Source organism: Myxococcales bacterium, from assembly GCA_016699535.1.
GTDB lineage: Bacteria > Myxococcota_A > Polyangia > Polyangiales.
This window is the reverse complement of the sequence record CP064980.1, coordinates 2941097-2963445: the sequence shown is the minus strand read 5'-3', so window position 1 is coordinate 2963445 and position 22349 is coordinate 2941097. Positions and strand designations below refer to the sequence as shown.

At 51.6% G+C, this 22349-nt stretch carries 16 protein-coding genes, 1 tRNA gene and 3 pseudogenes; 12 read left to right on the top strand and 8 right to left on the bottom strand.

Annotated features, from left to right (window positions below):
- Positions 1-49: 49 nt before the first annotated feature.
- Together pckA and IPJ88_14055 are read right to left on the bottom strand one after the other, a co-directional pair.
- A complete protein-coding gene (gene pckA / locus IPJ88_14060) occupies positions 50-1627 on the bottom strand; it encodes a phosphoenolpyruvate carboxykinase (ATP) (protein QQR89316.1) in 1578 nt (525 codons plus the stop codon).
- Between the two features lie 62 nt (positions 1628-1689).
- Positions 1690-3053: pseudogene (locus tag IPJ88_14055) on the bottom strand (ATP-grasp domain-containing protein).
- 39 nt (positions 3054-3092) lie between these two features.
- On the opposite strand from IPJ88_14055, the gene ybeY reads away from it, so the two are divergent.
- Together ybeY and IPJ88_14045 are read left to right on the top strand one after the other, a co-directional pair.
- Positions 3093-3560, top strand: coding sequence for an rRNA maturation RNase YbeY (gene ybeY, locus IPJ88_14050; protein QQR89315.1), 468 nt, complete (start codon positions 3093-3095; stop codon positions 3558-3560).
- A 376-nt stretch (positions 3561-3936) separates the two neighbouring features.
- Positions 3937-4251, top strand: coding sequence for an HU family DNA-binding protein (locus tag IPJ88_14045; protein ID QQR89314.1), 315 nt, complete (start codon positions 3937-3939; stop codon positions 4249-4251).
- A gap of 254 nt (positions 4252-4505) precedes the next feature.
- On the opposite strand, the gene IPJ88_14040 is transcribed toward IPJ88_14045, so the two are convergent.
- Together IPJ88_14040 and IPJ88_14035 are read right to left on the bottom strand one after the other, a co-directional pair.
- Positions 4506-4679 carry a hypothetical protein gene (locus IPJ88_14040; protein ID QQR89313.1) on the bottom strand — a complete coding sequence of 58 codons (174 nt, stop codon included), beginning with the start codon at positions 4677-4679 and terminating at the stop codon, positions 4506-4508.
- Positions 4680-4770: 91 nt separating this feature from the next.
- Positions 4771-5988, bottom strand: coding sequence for a hypothetical protein (locus IPJ88_14035; protein ID QQR89312.1), 1218 nt, complete (start codon positions 5986-5988; stop codon positions 4771-4773).
- 271 nt (positions 5989-6259) lie between these two features.
- Here IPJ88_14035 and IPJ88_14030 point away from each other — a divergent pair, with 271 nt between their 5' ends.
- On the top strand, positions 6260-7732 hold the full coding sequence (locus IPJ88_14030; GenBank protein QQR89311.1) for a L,D-transpeptidase: 1473 nt from the start codon (positions 6260-6262) through the stop codon (positions 7730-7732).
- 115 nt (positions 7733-7847) lie between these two features.
- Here IPJ88_14030 and IPJ88_14025 read toward each other — a convergent pair whose 3' ends face one another.
- Both IPJ88_14025 and IPJ88_14020 read right to left on the bottom strand, forming a co-directional pair.
- A complete protein-coding gene (locus tag IPJ88_14025; GenBank protein QQR89310.1) occupies positions 7848-9194 on the bottom strand; it encodes a cyclic nucleotide-binding domain-containing protein in 1347 nt (448 codons plus the stop codon).
- Positions 9195-9390: 196 nt separating this feature from the next.
- Positions 9391-10704 carry an inositol-3-phosphate synthase gene (locus tag IPJ88_14020; protein ID QQR89309.1) on the bottom strand — a complete coding sequence of 438 codons (1314 nt, stop codon included), beginning with the start codon at positions 10702-10704 and terminating at the stop codon, positions 9391-9393.
- Between the two features lie 318 nt (positions 10705-11022).
- On the opposite strand from IPJ88_14020, the gene IPJ88_14015 reads away from it, so the two are divergent.
- The 8 genes and pseudogenes from IPJ88_14015 (at position 11023) to truB (ending at position 20361) form a co-directional block, all read left to right on the top strand.
- Positions 11023-11799, top strand: a complete 777-nt coding sequence (locus IPJ88_14015) for an NTP transferase domain-containing protein (GenBank protein ID QQR89308.1) — start codon at positions 11023-11025, stop codon at positions 11797-11799.
- 376 nt (positions 11800-12175) lie between these two features.
- A complete protein-coding gene (locus IPJ88_14010) occupies positions 12176-13402 on the top strand; it encodes a phosphodiester glycosidase family protein (GenBank protein QQR89307.1) in 1227 nt (408 codons plus the stop codon).
- Between the two features lie 253 nt (positions 13403-13655).
- Entirely contained in the window at positions 13656-14168 is a 513-nt protein-coding gene (locus IPJ88_14005) for a ribosome maturation factor RimP (protein QQR89306.1), read from the top strand.
- Between the two features lie 26 nt (positions 14169-14194).
- Positions 14195-15966, top strand: a pseudogene (gene nusA / locus IPJ88_14000) (transcription termination/antitermination protein NusA).
- Complete coding sequence (locus tag IPJ88_13995) at positions 15963-16556, top strand: DUF448 domain-containing protein (protein QQR89305.1); 594 nt, start codon at positions 15963-15965, stop codon at positions 16554-16556. Before nusA ends, IPJ88_13995 begins: the two are co-directional and overlap by 4 nt.
- A gap of 2 nt (positions 16557-16558) precedes the next feature.
- Positions 16559-19062, top strand: a pseudogene (gene infB, locus IPJ88_13990) (translation initiation factor IF-2).
- Positions 19059-19439, top strand: a complete 381-nt coding sequence (gene rbfA, locus IPJ88_13985; protein QQR89304.1) for a 30S ribosome-binding factor RbfA — start codon at positions 19059-19061, stop codon at positions 19437-19439. The pseudogene infB and the gene rbfA overlap by 4 nt, the downstream one beginning before the upstream one ends.
- Before the next feature lie 37 nt (positions 19440-19476).
- Positions 19477-20361 carry a tRNA pseudouridine(55) synthase TruB gene (gene truB / locus IPJ88_13980; protein ID QQR89303.1) on the top strand — a complete coding sequence of 295 codons (885 nt, stop codon included), beginning with the start codon at positions 19477-19479 and terminating at the stop codon, positions 20359-20361.
- Between the two features lie 11 nt (positions 20362-20372).
- Here truB and IPJ88_13975 read toward each other — a convergent pair whose 3' ends face one another.
- Together IPJ88_13975 and IPJ88_13970 are read right to left on the bottom strand one after the other, a co-directional pair.
- Positions 20373-21104: an EAL domain-containing protein gene (locus IPJ88_13975; GenBank protein QQR89302.1), complete on the bottom strand. Its 732-nt coding sequence runs from the start codon at positions 21102-21104 to the stop codon at positions 20373-20375.
- Between the two features lie 100 nt (positions 21105-21204).
- Positions 21205-21279, bottom strand: a tRNA-Cys gene (locus tag IPJ88_13970).
- A 150-nt stretch (positions 21280-21429) separates the two neighbouring features.
- Here IPJ88_13970 and IPJ88_13965 point away from each other — a divergent pair.
- A complete protein-coding gene (locus IPJ88_13965; GenBank protein QQR89301.1) occupies positions 21430-22284 on the top strand; it encodes a class I SAM-dependent methyltransferase in 855 nt (284 codons plus the stop codon).
- Positions 22285-22349: the final 65 nt, after the last annotated feature.

The following is a 22349-nucleotide window of genomic DNA, read 5'->3' as shown; positions in this document are numbered from 1 at the left end:
GGGGACCTTCCAATACAATGGTTAGGAAGGTCTCCGTTTTCATTTCTGTTTAGAGCTTGGGCCCTGCATTGATGATGGCTTCGGAGGCGCCTTCTTCGAAGCGTTTGAAGTTTTCTTGGAAACGTTTGGCGAGTTTCTTAGCTGTCTCTTCAAAGGCCTTTTTGTCTTTCCAGGTGTTGGCGGGTTGCAAGACTTCTGGGGGAACGCCGGGACATGCTTTGGGAATCATAAAACCAAAGATGGGGTCTTTTACTTTTTCCGACTTTTCCAAAGCGCCGCTGTGAATGCCATCGATGATGGCGCGGGTGTGTGCAATGCTCATCCGTTTGCCGATGCCGTAAGGGCCGCCGGACCAACCGGTGTTCACTAGCCAGACTTTGGCGTTGTGTTTGCGAATGCGTTCGGCCAAAAGCTCGGCGTATTTCGCCGGATGCCAAACCATGAAGGGTGCACCAAAGCACGCGGAGAAAGTTGCTTCGGGTTCGGTGACGCCGACTTCAGTGCCCGCTACTTTGGCTGTGTAGCCACTGATGAAGTGGTACATGGCTTGCTCGGGGCTAAGCTCGCTGACCGGAGGCAAGACGCTGAAGGCATCGCAGGTAAGGAACACCACATTTTTGGCATGACCGGCAACGCAAGGGATCTTGGCGTTGTCGATAAACTCGATGGGGTAGGAGCAGCGCGTGTTTTGCGTGATGCTGGTGTCGGCATAGTCGACTTCATGCGTCTGTTGTGAGTAAACGACATTTTCAAGCACCGATCCGAAACGAATCGCATCGTAAATTTCAGGCTCAGCCTCTTTTGAAAGATCGATCACCTTGGCATAGCAGCCGCCTTCGATGTTGGAGACGCCTTGATCGCTCCAGCAATGTTCATCATCGCCAATCAGTTTGCGATTGGGGTCAGCGGATAGCGTGGTTTTACCCGTGCCAGAGAGTCCGAAGAAGATGGAAACGTCTTTGGGATCGTCTCCTTCGTTAGCCGAGCAGTGCATCGACAGAATGTTTCGTTTCGGCATCAAATAGTTCATGATGGTGAAGACGCCCTTTTTCATCTCACCGGCGTATTCGGTACCGAGAATCACGATTTCGCGATCCTTGAAGCTCAAATCCACGCTTGTTTTGGAAGTCATGCCGGTGGTGTAGCGGTTGGCAGGAAAGCGTCCTGCGTTGAACACCACGTAGTCAGGATCCCCAAAGGATTTGAGTTCATCTTCGGTGGGGCGAATCAGCATGTTTTTCATGAACAAGGCGTGATAAGCGCGCTCGCAGATGATGCGGACTTTGATGCGGTTTTCTTTTTCCCAACCGGCAAATCCATCGATCACGTAGAGATGGCCGCGGGTGTTCAGGTAGTCCCGTGCACGTTCGCGGTTGATTTGAAAGGCTTGCTCGTCAAGTTTGATGTTTACGTTGCCCCACCAAACGTCGTTCGTGCTTTGGGGATCATTGACAACACGCTTGTCGTTGGGGCTGCGGCCAGTTTTTTCGCCGGAATAAGCAATGAGAGCGCCGGTTGAAGAGACAGCTGTGCCTTTTTCGTAGGCCAAGGCAAGTTCGTAAAGTTCTGCAACAGAGGGGTTGCGGGTGACGTTGCTAACGTCGATGCGGTATTGTTTAAGGTCCATCGCTGGCTCCTCTTGGTGAGCTAAGTGAGCAAATTAGTTTTGTTGGCAGAATCTTACTCTCGTCACTCGGACATTCCAAGACGAGTCACGAATTCTGTATCGTATTGGCCTGCCTTAAAGGCCTGGTTTCCTAATACACTACGCACGAAATCGATGTTTGTGGTCAGTGGGGAGATCACTGCGCCGCCTAGCGCTCGATCAAGGATCAATAGGGCTTGATGGCGAGTTGGCGCGTGCGCAATCACCTTTGCAATTAAAGAGTCATAGTACGGAGTCACTTCAAAATCGATCTGCACCCCCGAATCAACACGAAGCCTGCCCGCGCCCATGGGTGGCCAGCGCAACTCTTCAATGTAGCCAGGGCTAGGCAAAAAATCCATCGCCGGGTTTTCAGCGCAAATTCTTGCTTCTATGGCGTGTCCGGTTGGCAGCGTTTTTTCCAGTGCGTCCGGGAGTTTCTCCCCGGCGGCGATATTGAGTTGTTGTTCGACTAAATCGATTCCGGTGCACATCTCGGTGACGGTATGCTCAACTTGCAGTCGTGCATTGACTTCAAGAAAATAGAAATGGCCTATTTCATCCATAATAAACTCGCAGGTTCCCAGGTTGCGGTAGTTCGCTTCTTCGAACATGCTGACGGCTGCGCCGGACAGCTGATCGCGACACAAGTCTTCGTCAGGAAGGCCAGCGAGCGCAGGAGCGGGGCTCTCTTCGATGATTTTCTGATGACGTCTTTGAATGCTGCATTCTCGCTCACCAAGTGCAATCACTTTGCCGTGATGATCCGCCGCTAATTGGATTTCAACGTGCCTCGGCCGGTCGATGGCTTTTTCCAAGTACACTTCGTTTTTTCCGAAGGCACTTTGTGCGCGACTTTGACATTTGCCAAAGGCTTCGCTGAGCTCTCTTTCGAGCGAACAAGCTGCATGCCGATGCCTCCGCCGCCGTGAGCGGCTTTGACCATCAAAGGAAAACCTATCTCGTCCAGATACTTGTGGGCTTCTGAAAGGTCTTTTAGCGCTGGACTGCTCGGTAGAGTGCGTACGCCTGCTTGTATTGCGATGTGCTTGGCTTGGGTTTTATCGCCAAAGGCACGCAATGTTTCCGCACTTGGACCCACGAAAGTCAGCCCAGCCTCGGTGACCGCCTGAGCGAAGTCGGCATTTTCGCTCAAAAGACCGTATCCGGGATGGATGGCTGCGGCGCCGGTCTCTTTGGCCGCTGCAATGATGGCCTCTGCATTAAGATAGGATTGCGCTACTGGTGCAGGTCCAACCAAGCGCGCTTCATCACAGGCCGTTGCGTGAGGCGCTTTTTCTTCTGCTTCGCTGTATATAGCGACGGTGCTAATCCCCATGCGTTCGGCTGTCCGCGCGATACGCACTGCGATTTCTCCTCGGTTGGCAATTAGTAACTTGCTAAACATCGTACTTTTCTCCACATTGTCGAAAGGGGAGAGTAGCGGGTGCCGAAGAATAAATCCACGACTGATAAGTTGTCTGTAGGACTTGAGCTGCGCGGCGTTCGTCCTTCACCACAGCTCAAAAGAGCCATCGTTCAGCGCGCAAAGCGAATGATGCAAGTGTTAGGCTTGAAGAATTGCGAGCTTTCATTACTGCTTTGTGGTGATCGGCAAATTCAAATATTGAATCGCCGGTATCGAAACAAGGACAAGGCGACGGATGTGCTGTCGTTTCCGCAGATCGATGATCCACGTAAAATGGATTGTTCGATGCTTGGAGACGTTGTGATATCGAGGACGACGGCTGCTCGGCAAGCCCGCGAAAAAGGCCACTCAGAGCTCGATGAGATCACTTTTTTGCTGGCCCATGGCCTGCTTCATCTCCTTGGCATGGACCATCGGACGGCAGCCGAGGATCGGCGCATGAAAGCCCGGACCGACATGCTTTGCCAGGCAGTGAGTAAGGCCTAAAAACCTGTGGAAAAGGCCTCAAAATAGCTAATTGGTAGGATCTTAGGCTCCTTTGCTTAGATCGGCTTGTTTCGAGAAAATCTATACAAAACAGCATGTTACGATGAAAAAACCGTTCTTTTTCGAGGAAATGTGAGTGTCCTTGCCGTGATGTGGATGAACTGTGGACAAATCACGGTTTGCTTCGCAGGTCGAGGGCCAAAAACCTGGCGATTGGGCTGCGCTGAGCCGGAAACATCCCTGAAAGAAGGGCTTTTTTTTTAACAAACGTGTGAAATTGACTTGTCAGGCTGAAAAGCAGCATGCATAGATGGCCTAGTTGACGCGTGGGAATGGCCTACGCGCGGACGTTTTGTCGTAAAAAGGAGGACAGCCCATGGCAACCGGAAAGCGTATGACCAAAGCGCAAATCATCGGAGAGCTCTCAGAAAAGTCGGGGCTTACCAAAAAAGAGGTCACAAATATTTTTGCTGGTCTTCAAGATCTAGTAAAGCGTGAGCTCGGTAAGCGTGGACCAGGTGAGTTTGTGATCCCTGATATGTTGAAACTCAAAGTAAAAAGCATCCCAGCGCGCAAAGAGCGCAAGGGAATTGATCCTTTCACCAAACAAGAGCGTGTTTTTCCTGCAAAACCCGCAAGCAAGAAAGTCCGCGCGACTGCATTGAAAAAGCTCAAAGACTTGGTTGCATAAGTTTTACAGCAACAATGAGTGAATGAAAAAGGTAGTTGGTTTGCACAACCAACTACCTTTTTTGCATTAAGCGCAGAGTTGAGAGCGTAAAAGACAGGACTATGCTGGCTTTTGCAAGCAAGAAGAAAGTCAATCGAACACTCTTTTTCCGAGGTTTTCGTAGGTCCGAGTGCCCCGGAGGGGCGAGGAGGTAAACCGAAACCAGCCCAATGTCGTGAAAAGTGCATGCAAGCAACATAGCGCTAGCAAGATCACTACCATTTACCTTTGTAGTCCATCATCCCTTGCATCGCTTCAAGAGCGGCATCTGTGATCTCGCCTTCTTCCCGTAGACGATCGACACATTCTTCGCAGGCGCGTTTACGTTTACCGTTGATGGTAACGGAATAAAGTTCCTCGACCTCTTCTGCGCATAGCTTGCATATCATGGCGATCGTGCTCCTCTTTGATAACGAATTTATCACATTTCTTGTCTTTAGGTACCGTGCACAGAGAACCCACCACGTGAATCGGTTTCTGTTAGGGATGCCTGGTGCCTCGAAGGCGTTCTTGAATAAGGCTCAAGAGCAAGCGACATTGATCCAGCGTCAGGCTTCCGGTGAGATCAATCCAGCGACCCTGTTCGCTAAATTGCAGGGCACGTATCGGAGCGGCCATGCCCATCCCAAATACACCCAAAGCATCGATGCGGGCTGCATAGTTGTCTCGCGCTTGCTTCCAAAATACCAAGGCATTCTGGCGTTCCAAGACCGTAGGGAATTGCCCTCGAATACGCACCGATACAATACCATCTTTGGGTGTTTTGATCAGTGCATGCAAGCGAGCTGGCGCTTGGGGATAACGGTTCGCGACAAAAAGGCGCGCGTTTTCAATTTCAAGAGATAAAATAACGCCCTCGTCCAAGGAGAGTAGGCCTTCCATGCTCGAAGTGCTTGGCTCTTTTCTAGGATCGCTGTGCTCTTGATCGCGAAGCTGCGCGGCTGCAATCAGTTTAGCAAGATCCTCTTCCCGGCACAGTGCAAAATGCTCTTCATCGAAGACAGTTACAATGCGCTGGGTTTTGTCGATGTTGGCCCAATTCGCCGACGGGAAGCCGAAGCGCTCGGTCCACTGCAGCGTGGCTCCCTGGCTTTCGGCAAGCAAGGTCGCTGCCTCCTCGACAGCCTTTTTGCCTCCGCGATGCGAGCCGGCAATTAGTAGCTTTTCCCTTTGTAGATTGGGTGATGCGATTAAAAGCGATTTCAGGTCACTCACCGGATGAACTCCGGAGCCGGAAAGAAGGGCCTTCCAGTCTGGAATCGCATTGAGCAGCAGGGTGACGTCTTCGCTTAGCGGGGTTTTGGAGACCGTCTCCATATCGACACGCAGTGCGATTTGGGCACCGGATGGCATGGATAGCTGTTGTGCATCGCCGTCGAGCGCAGACTTTGCTTTATCTTCGGGATGAGATTCGGGCGCAGCATTGTCTTTTCCTTCGGCCGCTTCCGCTTTTCCTACCTCTGCAGCTTCCGTAGGCGCTTCGGCGGGTTTCGTGTCCGTGGCTTGCTCGGATTGCTCGGCGGGAATCTGCACTTCGCTTCCCTCGATTAGACCGAATTCGACTTCACTGGGAAATTGAAGGTCGATATCAATGCTTGGCAGCAGTGCTCCGGAAAACAGCAGTCCTGCGCCGAGGCCGTGGGCCCCAAGCGATAGAATCAGTGCTAAGGTCATTCGTGATGTGCGAGCTGCTTGCATGGTAATGGTTCAGGTTTTGATAGTGTATGGGAAGTTTTTCAGTGTTTTTCGGGGCTTTGCTGTTCGCTCCTTGCCCATAGGTACTTACGGCACATGTCTCCTCGTTGCTTTGAGGGTGCTCAAACCGCCAAAAAGTTTATAAAAAGTTATGTTCACAGACCTTGCTTGCGTTGTCTAGCATTCCGTTCAGTCCCGTTGATTCAAGCGGACGGAGGGCGCCGACTGATCGTTTCTCTTGCATTTGTCTAGAACTTGAACGTATGAGGGCCCGATGAAAAGGGGAAAAGTATCTTTCGTTTGGTGGATGAGCTTAATCGCGTTGGCTGGCTGCGGCAAAGACTCTGCCGAGTCTGCAGTGCCTTCAACGGAAAAAGAAGTTGGGGCTGTTGTTGAGCAGCAAGGTCCGCCTAAACGTATTTTTGCACGAAAGCACGTTGTTAAGGTCCGTGAAGCGGCAGATAAACAAAGTTTTAGGCTGGGCTACTTGAGGGCGGGTGCCGTATTAATGTCCAGCAGTGATCGTGCGGTTGGCAACGAGAGCTGTCTTGGTGGATGGTATCCCTTGGAGACTGGCGGCTTTGTTTGCAACAGAAGAGATGTGATTGCTTTTGAGGGCAGCCGCTTACCCGAGCGTCAAGCTGCTCAACCGAAGCTCGATGAAAAGCTTCCTTACGTCTACGGTTACAATCGCAAAGATGGCACCCCGATGTACAAGCGACTTCCCGATGAAGAAGAAGCCATGATGTATGAAGGTTATGTCCCGCCCAGCGCGCCTCCTCCGGTCTCTAGCGAGACATCACAAGCCATTGAATTGTCGACGGGAGAAAGTGCAAAAGAAGAGACGGCCCCACCAACCTTGGACTCGCTCAAGGCGGAACGCGAAAGTGTGCTGCAGCGTCATTTGGTCAGAGGGTTTATTGTGAGTTTGGACCGCGAGATGGAAAAGGGTGCTCGCAAGTATTGGCGAACCTTATCCAATGGGTTTATTCCATATAAGCGCATGTACGAAATGCATGGAAGCGACTTTCGCGGCAAGGAACTCAATGCCGAGACAGGTTTGGCGCTTCCTTTAGCGGTGATGATGTCCGACAATTATTTAAGCTATCGACTGGATGATAAGCAGCGCCTTCGGCGAGGCGCTAAACCTGGCTACCACACTTTTTTTCCGGTGCTTGGAAAAAGTGAGCACGGTGGACGCGTGTATTACGAGAGTGGCGATGGTGTTTTGTTGCGGGATAGGGACCTGCGTTTAATCTCTATACGTGACAAACCCGAAGAGGTGGCCGACAATGAAAAATGGATTGATGTGGACCTAAACACGCAGAGTTTGGTGGCCTATGTTGGCGAGACCCCTGTGTTTGCGACTTTGGTTTCGACGGGTCGTGTGATGAAACGCGAAGACCCTCTGCGTAATCATGAGACACCCACGGGAAGTTTTCGGATTACCTCAAAACACCTAAGCGCTACGATGGACGGAGATCACGCCGTCGACGGGCCTTATTCGATCGAAGACGTTCCCTACGTGATGTATTTTCAACTTGCTTACGCTTTTCATTCAGCCTTCTGGCACAACCGATTCGGTAAAAGCAAAAGTCATGGCTGCATCAATCTCGCTCCATGGGATGCGCGTTTTCTGTTCAATTGGGCAGAGCCAAAGTTGCCAGCGGGATGGCATGGTGTTTTCCCGAAGGATGACTTGCCGGGTACGCGTGTGTACATCCGAGGCGAGACCGAAGAAGGTTGAGCATACGCTAATTCTGTAGAGCTAATGCCTTAGACCACAAAGTTGCGCAGTGCTATAGTGATTTTTGCAAGCAAGAGGAAAGTCCGTTCCGCGCAGGACTAGCTGTCCACCTACCTCAGACCACTAAGCGGTCTGAGGCTATCGAGTTGGTCAGCCGGCTCACCAAGTTGCCTAGGTGCTCCAGTGCTGGTGGGTACTGCATCGCAACAGCGTTGAAGCGCGATGCCGGCAGTCGAAGAAGAATCATGGGCGCGCCCGCATCAACTTGAATCTCAGCCGGAGCCTGCGAAATAAGAGACATGGCGCCAACAATCGATCCAGGATTCAAGCGAAGTTGCTTGTGTAGAGCAGGCATGGCTACGTTCAGGTAACCCGTCAGGGGAATGTACATGGCATCGGAACGTTTTCCTTGTTCAATAATGCGAGTGCCAATCTTGGCGTGACGCACTTCGAAAAGCAAGGCAAGCTGTTGTCGCGTTTCGACATCAAAGGGAACAAACAACTCCGATGTTTGTACTAAGTTGCTAATAAGGCGTCGTGTGAGCAGGTTGAGAAGTACTGCTCCAACGTGCGGATGCTTCTTAACGAGAGCGTCCAGTGTGGGCTTGCTGATACGAAGTGCTGTGATTGGGGTTTCGGTTGTGATTGTGGCGCTGCGTTTTTCTTGATTGAGTAAGCAAGCTTCGCCAAACACTTCGCCCTCAGCGAGAATAAAGTCACGCTCTCCGGGTATCTCGGGAACATCCACAATGACTTGTCCTTCAACGATGGCATAAAGCGAATCGGCCTTGTCGCCTGCCTTGATGACGGTTTGTCCTTTTTCAAGTTCAACAAGTTCGGATTGTAAAACAAGGTCGTTGAGCGCTTCGCGTGGGATATCCGCAAACAATGGGAAAAAGGGCAGGTTTGCCATGCGCTCTGCATCCGGGTCAGCTTCGGGGTTTGGTTGCTCGCTTCGGTTTCCGCTTACTTCTTGGCGGCTTAGTTCAAACACGCCACTAGCGCGTTTGCCTGCATCGTTAAATCGAAGCTCGTCACTCTTTTCATCGTTTGCGCGTTCAAGAGGTTGCGCGGACTGCTCGATGCTTTCTCCGGCATTGATTCCCTTTGCCATCGGTGGCCGACTTTTCTTCAATAGCTCTTGAGCAGCTGTTGGATCCACTCGCTCTAAGACAGCCTTGCGCGTGGGGTCAATGGAAAGAACTGTTTTGGCCATCGCGACTGCGTGCGTAATGAAGCCCTTCTTGGCGTAGAGGTCTACCGCATGCTCGTAAGCATCCGCGCATTTTTTTTGATTCCCAATACGGCGATGGATGTCACCGATGCGTCTTGCCCAACGCGGGTTGCGTCGATCCATGCGCTGCAGATCAAATAGCGCCAATAGGGCATCGTCGTATTTGCCCTTTTGCAACGACTTTTCGAGACGCTTCTGAAGGCGGGTAGATTTATCTGCGATTAGCACGCCTCAAGGATAACGCAGTCGGATGGGGTTTGGCTAAGATTCGGGATCTTTTGTGTCGGAGCGTGTAAGACGGTGGTCGCACGGAATTCTTTAGCGAAATATGCCGCGTGCAAAAAGAATCGAAAAACACTGGTTTTTTTGGAGAGTGAGTACGCTGCTGTCAACGAAGCGAGAATTTCTCACCCTGATTAATCTCTCAATCGTAATACTCGTTTCCAAGATGAGTGATGAGGTCCTCTCCCTTGAGCCAACGTAAAGTGTTTTTGAATTTCATGCTTTGTACAAACAAGTCGTTTTCTGGATAAAGACCCGGAGCAATCATGGGGCTCTTGTAAAAGAACGATAGCCACTCTTGGATTCCAGACATGTTGGCGCGCTGCGCAAGGTCGCTAAACAGTGCGAGATCAAGCACGATGGGTGCCGCTAAGATGGAGTCTCGACATAAAAAATTGAGTTTGATTTGCATCGGGTAGCCGAGCCACCCAAAGATGTCCAAGTTATCCCAGCCTTCTTTTTGATCGCCGCGTGGTTTGTAATATTCAATGCGCACTTTGTGGTGCAGATCGCCGTAAAGAGAGGGATGAAGATCTGGCTGCAAGATGGTTTCAAGTACACCAAGCTTAGAGACTTCTTTTGTCTTGAAGCTATCGGGATCGTCAAGCACTTCGCCGTCGCGGTTTCCAAGGATGTTCGTGGAAAACCAGCCATGGATGCCTAGCATGCGAGCGCGAAGGCCCGGCGCAACGATGGTCTTCATCAAGGTTTGTCCGGTTTTGAAATCTTTGCCAGAAACAGGAACCTGTTTTTCTTTCGCCAGTTCAAGCAAGGCAGGAATGTCAACCGTGAGGTTGGGCGCACCGTTTGAGTACGATACGCGTTCTTGAAGACACGCATAGGCGTAAATCATCGATGGGCTTATCGCCGGATCGCTGTTTTTAAGGCCTTCTTCGAACGCGCGTAAGGATTGATGGACCGCGCTTACTTCGGTATGCACTTCGGTGGATCCGCACCAGACCGCGACGCAGCGCTCGAGTTTGTTTTTGCTTTTGAACTGCTGGATGTCCTCGCGAACGGCCTGTGCGAGTTTCCATTTGTTGGTTTCGCTTTTGACGTTTTCGCCGCGCAATCGTTTGACATACTCCGGAAAAAAGACAGCCGGCATGGCTTTGATACTTTCGAGTTCGTCTTTGACTGCTTCGATATGCTCGCTGCTGAGCACACCCGCTTCTTTGGCGGCGGTGTAGGCATTCACGGGGAAAAGATCCCATCCACCAAACACAAGATCATCGAGCGAGGCCAAAGGGACAAAGTCTTTTATTTTAGGACAACGGTTCTCGGTGCGTCGGCCAAGTCGAATGGTGCCCATTTGGCTAAGAGCGCCTACGGGTTCTGCAAGGCCTTTGCGTGCGAGCAAGCAACCAGCAATAAAGGTGGTTCCAACAGCGCCCATGCCAGGAAGAAGGACGCCAAGTTTGCCTTGAGCGGGTTTGATGGTGCGAGGAGTAGTCATAATGGCTTACCGTTTCGTCTGAGTGTTTCTGCAGTGCAGCGCGTTCTAGCAAAAAGCATGCTAGGACGCTACGCCAACAAGATTTGCCGAGCCGGTTTTGTGAAAAGGCCTTACGAAAGGCTGCTATGGGCAAAAGATCTGTTCCGCTAAGCACAGTTGGCATGACTTTTGCTGGATATGAGAAGGAAAGAGCTGGCAGTACTTGGTGAATTAGCTATATTCCGCGAAATTTGCGGATACGACATGTGTCAAATTTTCACACATGTTGTAGAAAGTTCACACAGAATTGCCACAGCGAAGCAAAGGGCGAATACAAGCATGACAAAAAAAGCAGTGATACTTGCCGCAGGGTTGGGTTCTCGTCTTGTGAGCCGGAAAGACCTTCCAAAACCCCTTCAGCCTGTTGGTGGTGTGCCGCTTATTGTGCGGACTCTGCGCAAGCTTGAGGCCCTTGGCCTAGAAGATGTGGCTGTGATTGTAGGGTACCGAGGGGAGTTGCTCGGTGAAGTTCTGCAATTTTATCGCTTCGACTTTAAACTTCACATCATTTTTAACGATGAATGGGAAAAGCCAAATGGCACATCGCTGCTCAAGGCCAAAGATTTTGTAGATGGTCCTAGTTTTGTGTTGATGAGCGATCATTTGTGTTCCTTGTCCTTGTTGCAGCGGGTGGATGTTTTTCCCGTGGGCACGGACGAAGCTGTGCTGGGCGTCGATTTTGATATCCCTCGTTGCTTTGATTTGCCTGACGCAACGAAGGTTGCTCTGCGTGGTGGAAAGATCGTTGAAATAGGTAAAGAGCTTCCGTCCTACGAAGCGCTGGACACCGGTGTATTCAAGATCACTCCAGCGTTGATGGACGCGCTTGATAATGTAAACGGCCCCAAAGGCTGTTCGCTTTCGGAAGGCATCGCGGCGTTGGCGGCGAAAGGCAAGATGCGAGCTGTGGATATCGGTAGAGCGCCATGGGTTGATGTCGATACCCCCGAAGCACGTGATTTTGCCGAGGCTAACTTGGCTTGTTACGAGAGTGTGGAAGCGGATCTTCCCTTGCAGCAGCCTGTGCCGAGCGTGCCATCACGACTCAGCGCCTAGAGCTCTTAGGATCGGTCAAATTATTGCCTATTATTAGGCCGGTTTCCCACACGGGTCCTGGAGCGGCTTTCCTCCTCGAAAAAAAATCTCAAATATACAAAGCATTCTGCGCTTTTGTCACGCGGGTGCGCTCGAAATCTGCCTTGGTTGAACCGCATGGCTGCTTAATCGATCAACGAAGGAACCTTTCCAGGCGTTTTGGAAGGGACAAAGCGATTCGTGTTAGACTTGCTCCATGCGACTGTTGAAGGGACTATGGGCTGCGAGCTTCCATCGCCCCTCGAGTAAGACTTATCGAAGGGGCAGATCGGTTTGTTTGCGACCCGTCATCGCTTCGCATTGCTGTGGCCTTGTTGTTTCGCTCATTTTTAGTGGCATGGTTTTTTCGCTTTCAGGCTCCGCAGCGGCGAAAGACGAGTGGAGCCATCCTTATTCCGGTATCAAGCATCTGCATCGCCGAGAAAACGGAAAAGACTACCACGCTACCTTTGTCGATCTCAACTCAGCAGAATTATCGGTCATCGCGACGCGGCCTGCCGATCGAGGCCTTACTGTGCGCGATTTCGCCAAACGCTACGATGCGCAAATTGCGATTAATGCGAATTACTACGATGTTGGCATTCGTCCATGCGGCATGGCCGCCGGCGCTGGCACCGTATGGACCGATGCTTATGAAGAAGCATGTTCGATGAGCTTTGCCTTTGGCGCGCTGAACCAGGCCAAGGCTTTTGACTCGTCTGAGACATTAAAAGGGCCCGTGTCCGAGGAATGGATGCGGGAGATTGTTAGCGGCAAGCCTTGGCTTGTGCGCCAAGGTATTGTGCAAGCGGGCTGGCATGACCCGCCACACATGCGGAGTCCTCATCCACGCACAGCCCTCGGGTTAAGTGAGGATCGCAACACTTTGCTGATTGTGGTTGCCGATGGTCGCAAGCCAGGTTTCCCCGGGCTTTACGGTCATCAACTGGCAAAGATCATGGCCGATCTTGGGGCCTACGACGCAGTTAATCTCGACGGCGGAGGCTCTTCGGTTTTGTACATTGAAGCTGAAGGGGGCATTCAAAATCATCCGTCAGGTAGCCTAAGAACAGTGGGCAATCATCTGGGCATTCGAGTGAACAAGGGTGCCGTATGGTATGGCGCGGCTCTTGAGTCGATGAGTTCTGCACCGACGCTTCAAGCAGGTGATAGTGCAACGATGTGGGTGCGTTATCGAAATACAGGGCGCTTTACCTGGAGGTCTACCGGGCCGAATCAGGTCGAGCTGGTTTCCTCGCTTAGCAGGCCGTCTCCCTTTTATCTGCCAAGTTGGGTCTCCAGTACGATTCCGGTCGGTTTGAGCCATGAAGTGAGACCTGGAGACTCGGTAACTTTCGAGTTTGAGATTGGTGCGCCTGCGGCGGACGGTGACTTTGACCTGCAGTTGCTGCCTAAGATGGCGGGCATTGAGGCCGTTGAGGGTGTAGCTGCGTCCTGGCAGCTTCAGGTGATGGATGAGCCAGAACAAAAAGCCCTGGCGGCTCGAAATGCGGCCCGTGGCGCATCGATGCGGGAAAAAAAAGACGCCTCAGGTTGGACCGGAATTTGTCGCACAATATGCTGAAATTTCGTGGGAACTTCGTGCTGTCGTGGTGGGTTTTGCTCTTTTGGCCTGCCTTGGTTTATGGTGGTGGCTTCGCCTTCGAGCCTCGATTGAGCGCGACACCCGGCCGGATGGCCAGGGTCGGCAAACACCTCTTTGACTCGCCCGCAAGCTGTGCTATCTACAGCGCTACATTCAGGTTTGCCAAAAGGCGGGCCACTCGCGGGTCTGCCTTTTTTTCTGTCTAAACCAGGCAAACTCCTAAACAATATCAATGCAAGCCCCAACCGATCTTGAAAAAAAAATACAGCTACTGGCCGAGCCTATTTGTCGAGTGCATGGGCTGGAATGTTTGATAGTGCGTTTTGGACGTGCGCCGGGTGGTGCTTTGCTCAAGGTTATTATTGAACGCGCAGCAGACCGGGAACAAAGCTCAGGGGCAGCTTCAAACGCTGGTGTAAGCATTGATGATTGCGTGGCGGTCAGTCGTGACCTTTCAGCGGCGCTTGATGCTCAGGATACGATAAGCACCAATTATCGTTTGGAAGTAAGTTCGCCTGGGCTAGAACGTCCTCTGGTCAAAGCGGCTGACTTTGAGCGCTTTAAAGGATATGAAATAAAGCTTCAGACCTTGCGTCCGGTTGAACGTCGTAAGCGTTTTCAGGGTATTTTAAAAGGGTTGTCTGAACAAACAGTGCAACTTGAGCTCGAGGATCAATCGCTGGGTGTTGAGTTAGAAAACATTAGTAAAGCAAATTTAGTTTATCGCTTCGATAAGAAGCATTGAGAACACTATTTCTAAGAGAGAATAGCATGCAACAGAGTCCGATGGCATTAGATGGCATTATTGAGCAAGTAAGTAAGGATAAGGGTATTGACCCTAAAATCCGTGTTGAAACGATGGAACAAGCGATCCTTACTGCGGCGAAACGCACCTTTGGTGTGGGGCGTGAGCTGGAAGCTCGCTTCAACAAAGAAACCGGTGTTGTTGACCTGTTTCAGTACATGACGATTGTTGAAGACGTCGAAAATCCTGAACGCGAAATTTCTACCGCCGATGCCAAACAAGCAGGCCTCGAAGCCGAAGTCGGTGAAGAGTTGGGCTTTCAGGTTTTTTATCTTCAAGAAGATGCAAAAAAAGCAAAGCAGCAAGATAAAGAGTTTGGCGATCTGTTGCATCTCAAACAGCATCGACAAGGTTTTGGTCGCATCGCTGCCCAGACGGCCAAGCAAGTTATTATTCAACGTGTGCGTGATGCAGAACGTGACATCATCTTTAATGAGTTCAATGAACGCAAAGGTGAGATTCTTACCGGTATCGTTCGTCGCTTTGAGCGCGGCTCGAACATCATCGTGGACTTGGGAAGCACTGAAGCGGTGCTGCCAAAAAAAGAACAAACGCCGCGAGAAACCTACCGCCCCGGTGACCGGATCGTCGCTTTGCTTAAAAACATTGATCGTGAAGCGCGAGGACCTCAACTCGTGCTTTCACGTACCGACGTGGGATTGCTCGTCAAACTGTTTGAAATGGAAGTTCCAGAGATTTACGAAGGCATCGTGCGCATCGTGGCCGCGGCGCGCGAACCCGGTGCGCGCTCAAAGATTGCGGTGAGCAGCAGGGATTCGGATGTCGATCCAGTGGGCGCTTGCGTTGGCATGAAAGGCTCGCGTGTCCAATCTGTCGTGCAGGAGCTGCGCGGCGAAAAGATTGACATTGTTCCTTGGGATAGGGATCCAGCGCGTTTTGTTTGCAATGCTATTGCTCCAGCTGATGTCGCGCGCGTCGTGATAGACGAGGGCAATCGGGGCATGGAGCTGGTGGTTCCCGACGATAAGCTTTCTTTAGCGATTGGTCGTCGCGGTCAAAATGTACGACTCGCATCACAGCTTACGGGCTGGAAGCTCGACATCATCAGCGAAGAGAAGTTTAGACGCTTGGAAGAAAACGCGCTCTCAGCCTTCTCGATGATCGAGGGGCTTGATGCCGAGACGCCTAAAGCTCTTTACCGACATGGCTTCCGTGGGCTCGATGAAATCCTCGAAGCCAGTGATGAAGAAATTGGTGCAATTGTTGGTTTGAAAGACGAAGAAGCGTTCTCTGACTTCAGGCGACGCACGGCGACTGCAAATGAGCGTTATCGCCAAGAGCGGCTTGATCAAGCAGCGGCTTCTGCAGATGCGCTTGATGAGCTTTCACGACTTACTTTGGTTCGCGGTGTGACACAACGCATCGCCGACTGGATCGCAAAAGGCGGCTACCGCTCGGTTGAAGATATTGCCAGGGAAAACGATGTCGATCGTTTTTGCTCTAAAAAACCGGCCTTGATAACAAGCGTGCTCAAAACATTAAGCACTCCGTCCAATCCTTTTTAGAGAATGAATGGCCAACCATCGTTCAGGGGCAAAAAACAGCGGCAGAACGAGTGGCTCAAGAACAAGCGGCAGAACGACGTGTACAAGAAGCGGCGGAGCAACAGGCTAAAGCGGCTGAAGAAGCCGCGGGGCCAGAAGCAGATGCGGGTGATCTGGCGAGCCAACAAGTGAGTGGCGAAGCCCAAGATGAGAATCGTTCAGGAGCGGAGTGAAACAAGGAACTGTACAGGAAATAGCGCATGCCAGCATGCGTCGCTGTGTGGGCTGTGGTGAGCAAGATCAACCCAAGGCATTGTTGCGCTTTGCTTACGACGCGCTTTCGCATCGCCTTGCTCCGGATATAAGGGGCAAGCTTTCTGGACGCGGGGTCTCTGTTCATCCGCATTCGCGTTGCTTGAGCTTAGCTTCGCGTCGTGGCGGCTTTTCGCGCAGTCTGCGGCGCTCAATTAGTGTTGATCCGTCAGAGCTCAGTGCTTTAGCACAAAAAGGCTATGAGCAACGCGTCGTATCGTTGCTGATTGCGGCCCATCGAAATCGTCTGGCTGTATTGGGACATGACGCGCTTAGTGATATGCTTCGCTCCGGCAAAGTCGCCCTTGTGCTGGTAGCGCAAGATGCGGCTGAACGAAGTAGAAAACTCGGAGTTTCCACGCCGAACGTCTGCGAGTTTGGGAGCAGGGAATTTTTGGGTAAACTTTTCGGACGCGAGGAACTCGCGCTCATTGGCATCCTCAGTGAAGGGGTCGCTAAGGAAATTTTAAACGCATTGGCCTGTGTGAAGGCTCTTGCTGAGGGAGAGTAGACATGGCTTCGAAAATTCGAGTCTATGAAATTGCAAAAGAGCTTGGGATAGAAAACCGTGATTTGGTGAGTCGGATTGCATCATTAGGTATTCAGGTTCGAAACCACATGAGTGCATTGGATCCGGCAGAGGCCGAGCGAGTTAAGCGTTCCTATGAAAAAGGCAACGGCAAAAAGCTTGTTGAAGAGCGTATCCGGCCCACCGTCGTGCGTCGCCGGGCCGTGGCCAAGACACAGCCTCCTGCTGAAAAACAAGAGAGTAAAAACGTAGAAGAAGCCGCCGTAGCGCCAGTCAAAGAGGCAGAAGTTGCTAAGGATTTAAAGCCCGAGATACCTCAGGTCAAACAAAAGGCTCCGGAAGTTCAAAAGAAGCTGTCGCAGCAGCTCCTTCTAAAGTAGCAGAACGCCCTGAAAGGAGCCGGCCTGCGCCGTTGCCCCCGACAGCTCCACAGAAAGCAAGCACTCCGGCTTCCGTCCGGCTTGGACATGCAAACTTGCCTCCGGGCGTGGTTGCTCGAGGTGATCGGGTTGCGCCGAGTGCGATACCTCCGTCAGCTAACACGATTTCGCGTATCGTTTCTCGGCATGCCCCAATTGTGTCGCGACCCGGGGATGGCCCGAGGCGTCGAGAGCTTGGTCGTGCAGCTCTAGGGCCAAGTGGTCGGCAGATGCAAGGTCGGCCCATGCGTCGTAAACAAACGATGGCGAAAAAGGGTCAAAAAACAGAGATTACTACGCCCAGTGCACAAAAGCGCGTCATTCGTATCGAAGGCGAGGTTGGACTTCAGACACTTGCTCAACGCATGAGTCTCAAAGCGACTGACTTGCTCATGAAGTTGGTTCAGCTTGGCATGACCAACGTCAACATCAACAGCACCTTGGACTCCGATACAGCAAAGATCATTGCGAGTGAGTTTGGGTATGAAGTTGAAAACGTAGCCAAAAGCGATGACGATTTGGTGACCGAAGCACGCGGCCAGTTTGTCGATAACTCCGAGGACCAAGCATCAAGGCCTCCAATCGTGACGGTCATGGGACACGTCGATCATGGTAAAACATCGTTGCTTGATAAAATTCGCTCTTCCGATGTGGCAGCTAGGGAAGCCGGCGGTATTACACAACACATCGGTGCTTATCGAGTTGAGACGAGCAGAGGCACTGTGGTGTTTTTGGATACGCCTGGCCATGAGGCCTTTACGGCGATGCGCGCTCGTGGTGCACAGGCAACGGATATCGTTATTCTCGTTTGTGCTGCCGACGATGGAGTGATGCCTCAAACAAAAGAAGCGGCGCACCATGCCAAAGAAGCAGGCGTGCCGATTGTTGTTGCGGTCAACAAGATTGATCGCCCCGATGCAAGGCCTGAGAATGTTCGAAATGAACTTGCTGCCGAAGGGCTTCAGCCTGAAGAATGGGGCGGTGACGTCCAATTTGTGGATGTCTCAGCCAAAACCGGTGCTGGCGTTGATTCACTGCTTGAAAACGTTTTGCTGCGAGCAGAGCTCCTCGAGCTCAAAGCCAATCCTAAGGTTCCGGCAGAGGGAACGGTTCTTGAAGCCTACCTTGATCGTGGCCGTGGGCCTGTTGCAAACGTTTTGATACGTAATGGTACCTTGCGTACCGGTGACATTGTTGTTGTTGGATCAGCCTGGGGCAAAGTGCGTGCCATGACCGATGATCGTGGTAAGCAATGCGCAGAAGCCCCACCTGCTACACCTGTCGAGGTGTTAGGCCTTTCAGAAATGCCCTCTGCTGGCGATATGTTGTATCAAGTTGAGGACGCAAAGAAAGCTCAGGAAATTGCTGAAGCGCGTCGTGACCAAGGTGGCTCTAAAATCACGACAGCTAAGATGGGCTTGGATCGTTTGCATGAACTTATGCAAAGCGGCGAAGTGCTTGAGCTTAAGCTGGTGTTCAAGGCGGACGTGCAGGGTTCAATCGAGGCTCTTGAAAAAGCGTTGGTTGAGCTGTCAACCGACAAGATTAAAGTCAACGTCATCCATACCGGCGTAGGTGGTATCACCGAAAACGACGTAATGTTGGCAAGCGCGTCCAATGCTATTGTGCTTGGATTTAACGTTCGGCCAGCAGGTAATGCTTCAAACACAGCAAAAGCGGAGAGCGTGGATATTCGGCTTTATAGCGTCATCTACGAAGCTGTCGATGAGGTCAGAGCTGCGATGCAGGGCATGCTCAAACCCACATTGGTTGAAAAAGCGTTGGGCCGAGCCGAGGTGCGAGAAACCTTTGGCATTCCCAAAGTGGGCACCATTGCAGGCTGTTTCGTGCTTGACGGTAAGATTGTTCGAAACGCAAAGATACGCGTTATTCGGGATTCTGTTTCGGTTTGGGAAGGTTCCATGCGTTCGCTCAAACGCTTCAAGGACGATGCGCGTGAGGTGGCTTCGGGTTACGAGTGTGGTATCGGCCTTGAAGGATTCAACGATATCAAAGAACGCGACGTGCTCGAGTGTTTCGAGATGGAAGAAGTGGCCGGGGTTCTGTGAAGGAGCGCGCGAAGTCGCACCGCGCCGAACGTGTTGCAGAGCGGGTTCGTGAAGAGCTAATGGCCATTTTGTTGAGCGGGGCATTGCACGGAACTTCGCTAAGTGAAGTCACTGTGGCCACAGTGCGTATGACACCGGATTTGCGCGTCGCTCACATCTATGTTGGGCCAGGTTTGCAGGGCAACTCACAAGAAGAAGAGCAACGATTGCTTGACGAGTTAAAGCGCAAAGGTTCGTGGTTAAGAAAACGTCTCGCTGGAAGGCTTGGCTTGCGTTACGTCCCCGAACTGCGTTTCGTGTGGGATAGTGAAGCAGAACGCATCAATCGTGTGGAACACCTTTTGAACGACGTTCATTCGACCACTGAAGATGGCTAAGCTTTCAGGAATCCTTTGTGTTGATAAAGCCAAGGGCATGAGTTCGCATGATGTCGTGCGTGACTTGCGCCGGGCTCTTGGCATTCGGGCGATAGGCCATGCTGGTACATTGGACCCCATGGCCACAGGCTTGTTGGTCTTAGGCATCGGCGAAGGAACAAAACTTCTTCACTACCTGAGTGCGGAGGACAAAACCTACGAGGCCACGGTAAGCCTTGGTCAATCGACGGACACGCTTGATGCAGAGGGCGCAGTCGAAGAAGAACGGTCTGTACCGCAGCTCAATGACACGCAGCTCAGGCAGGTTGTTGAAGGCATGATAGGCCCCATCGAGCAGCGTGCGCCTATTTTTAGTGCCATAAAGCGGGACGGGCAAAGTCTCTATGAACGCGCGAGGCGAGGGGAAGATGTTGTGGCTCCGGTGCGTTCGGTTGTGCTGCATGAGGCTGCGTTGCGGTCTTTGCGTGCTCGCGAGATTGACCTTGTGCTTCACTCTAGTAAAGGTTTTTACGTACGCTCCTTTGCACGAGACCTTTCGCTTGCTCTGGGTACCGTAGGGCATTTAAGTGCTTTGCGCCGCGTTCAGAGCGGCAGCTACAGTCTTGACGATGCGGTATCCTTCGATACCGTTTTGCGTGCGAAAAAAGGCGACGAAGATGCGTTGATGCAACTGCGCAGCGCGATGCTTGCTTTGGTCGATGCCTGTCGAGCGTTTCCGCACCGCTTGCTTTGCGAGCAAGGCGTGCTCCATGCCCGGCAAGGCAAGCGGCTGACGGAAGCTGATTTTTGTAGCGGGCAATGGGATGATAAATACGTGGGCTTTTGCGCCTTAGTGAGTTCAAGCCGTGCGCTTGTGGCCGTTGCCGAGCAAGTAAACGACGTTGTGATCATCCGGCGCGGATTCAATGAAGATCAGGGTTAAGACACCGAAAGCTATTTGATTTTTTTTGGGATAAGCGACGAGTTTACGCGCGGTAAAGGATAGCCGGGTCGAGCCAAAAAGAAACCCTGGCCATAGTGCGCACCGGTATCTAAAACGGCGCTTAGCTCATCGTAAGTCTCAATACCTTCTGCAACGACTTTAGCGCCCATCGTAATGCACAGGCTAACGATGGATTTAACCAGACTAAAAAGCCGCTTGTCTCGTGAGAGACCGGTGATGAGCGCGCGATCAAGCTTGACGATTTCGGGCGATAAGTCGGCAATGTAACGGAGGTTGGAATAGCCCGCGCCAAGATCATCGACGGCGAGGAAAATGCCCTTTCCGCGGATTTCTTTGAGCAGGCCGTGGCAAAATGCAAAGTGTGTAATCGGTACAGTCTCCGTAATTTCAATATAGACAGGTTCTTGATGTTGAAAAATCGGATCGTCCGGTCTGACCAACCAGCCTTCATCGAACTCATTCGGGTGGATGTTCAAGAACAGGGGCCAACCGGCGGCAGCCTCGATAGCTATTGCCCTAAGTCGTCGACCGAGTTCTCCACAGCGCTTAGCCTTTATCGCCGTTTCAAATAAAAAGGGTGGACTCTTGAAGCGCTCTTCCTTGGAACGGACCAAGGCTTCGTAGGCAAAGATTTTCCCGCTGGGCAATTCAACCAGAGGCTGGAAAACGCTGTAAAGTTGATGCGTGCGTATGGCTTCATCAAAGGCGGCAATGTCGTCCATAGTCGATGCTAGAGTTTAGCAGGCCCGCACTGCAAGGGCATTAAAGGTGCAATGTCGTGTCTAAATCTTGACGATCGACTTTGTGCCACATCGTAGCACATGGAGGCGCCGACCGGATTCGAACCGGTGAATGGAGGTTTTGCAAACCTCTGCCTTACCACTTGGCTACGGCGCCCTAGCAACTGTCTTTGTGCAGCACAGCGTTCTAGCCCAACAGTCTACGGAAAACCAGCTTTTTTTGCGATGAAAAGACTGCTCTTTTTGAAAAAAAAAGACGTAGGGTTTGGGTGGCACAATCCCTCAAAAGCTGGCATATTCCGCCACTATGACGTCCACACAGCAAGAAATCGAAGTCGGTTACGATATTTCCAATGACTTTTTCAAGCTTTGGCTTGATGAGCAAATGCACTATACCTCGGGCAGTTACCTCACTGGTAATGAGACGCTTGAGCAAGCTCAGATCCAAAAGTGTAAAATCCTCTACGACTATGCCGAGATGAATCCAGAGAAACTGGTTCTTGATATTGGTTGTGGCTGGGGCGCGAATCTTGAGTATCACGTGATGCGCGGCACGAAACGTGCCCACGGTATTACCCTTTCAACCGAGCAGCTCAATGAACTCAAAAGCCGTAAAATGCCCGGTGTTGAAGCGTATCTTTGTGATTACAAAGACTATGCTCCCAAAGAAAAGTACGATGCTCTGCAGTCGATTGAAATGATCGATCACTTATGCTCGCCTGCTCAAGCCAACAAGGGCATGGCTGTGGACCTTTACCGCGAGTACTTCCGTAAATGCGCGCAATGGGTCAAGCCCGGATCGTATTTTGGTTTTCAAGCGATTTTGCGTAATCGTGTCCCTCGCTCACGCAAAGATCTTGAAGACTTGGCTTTTACGGATGATGTGATTTTCCCAGGGGGTCTAAATCCTCGACTTGAAGAGTTGATCTGTGCCGTGAATCCTTATTGGGAGATTGTTGAGCTACGCACACAACGCGAAAGTTATGGCAAAACCACTGGTGAGTGGCTGGCGCGCATGAAGTCACACGAAAAACTGATCCGTGAGAAATGGGGCGATCAGCTCTTTGATGACTACGAGCGTTACCTGGACACCTGTGTGCGTGCCTTTGACAATCACTGGTCAAGCGACGTGCAAATGAAGCTGCGCCATATCCAAAGCTAGCTCGCTAGCAAGGAGTAGTACCTCCGAGCTTAGTTGTGATAAAAAGGCGGCATGTCTGAATCACA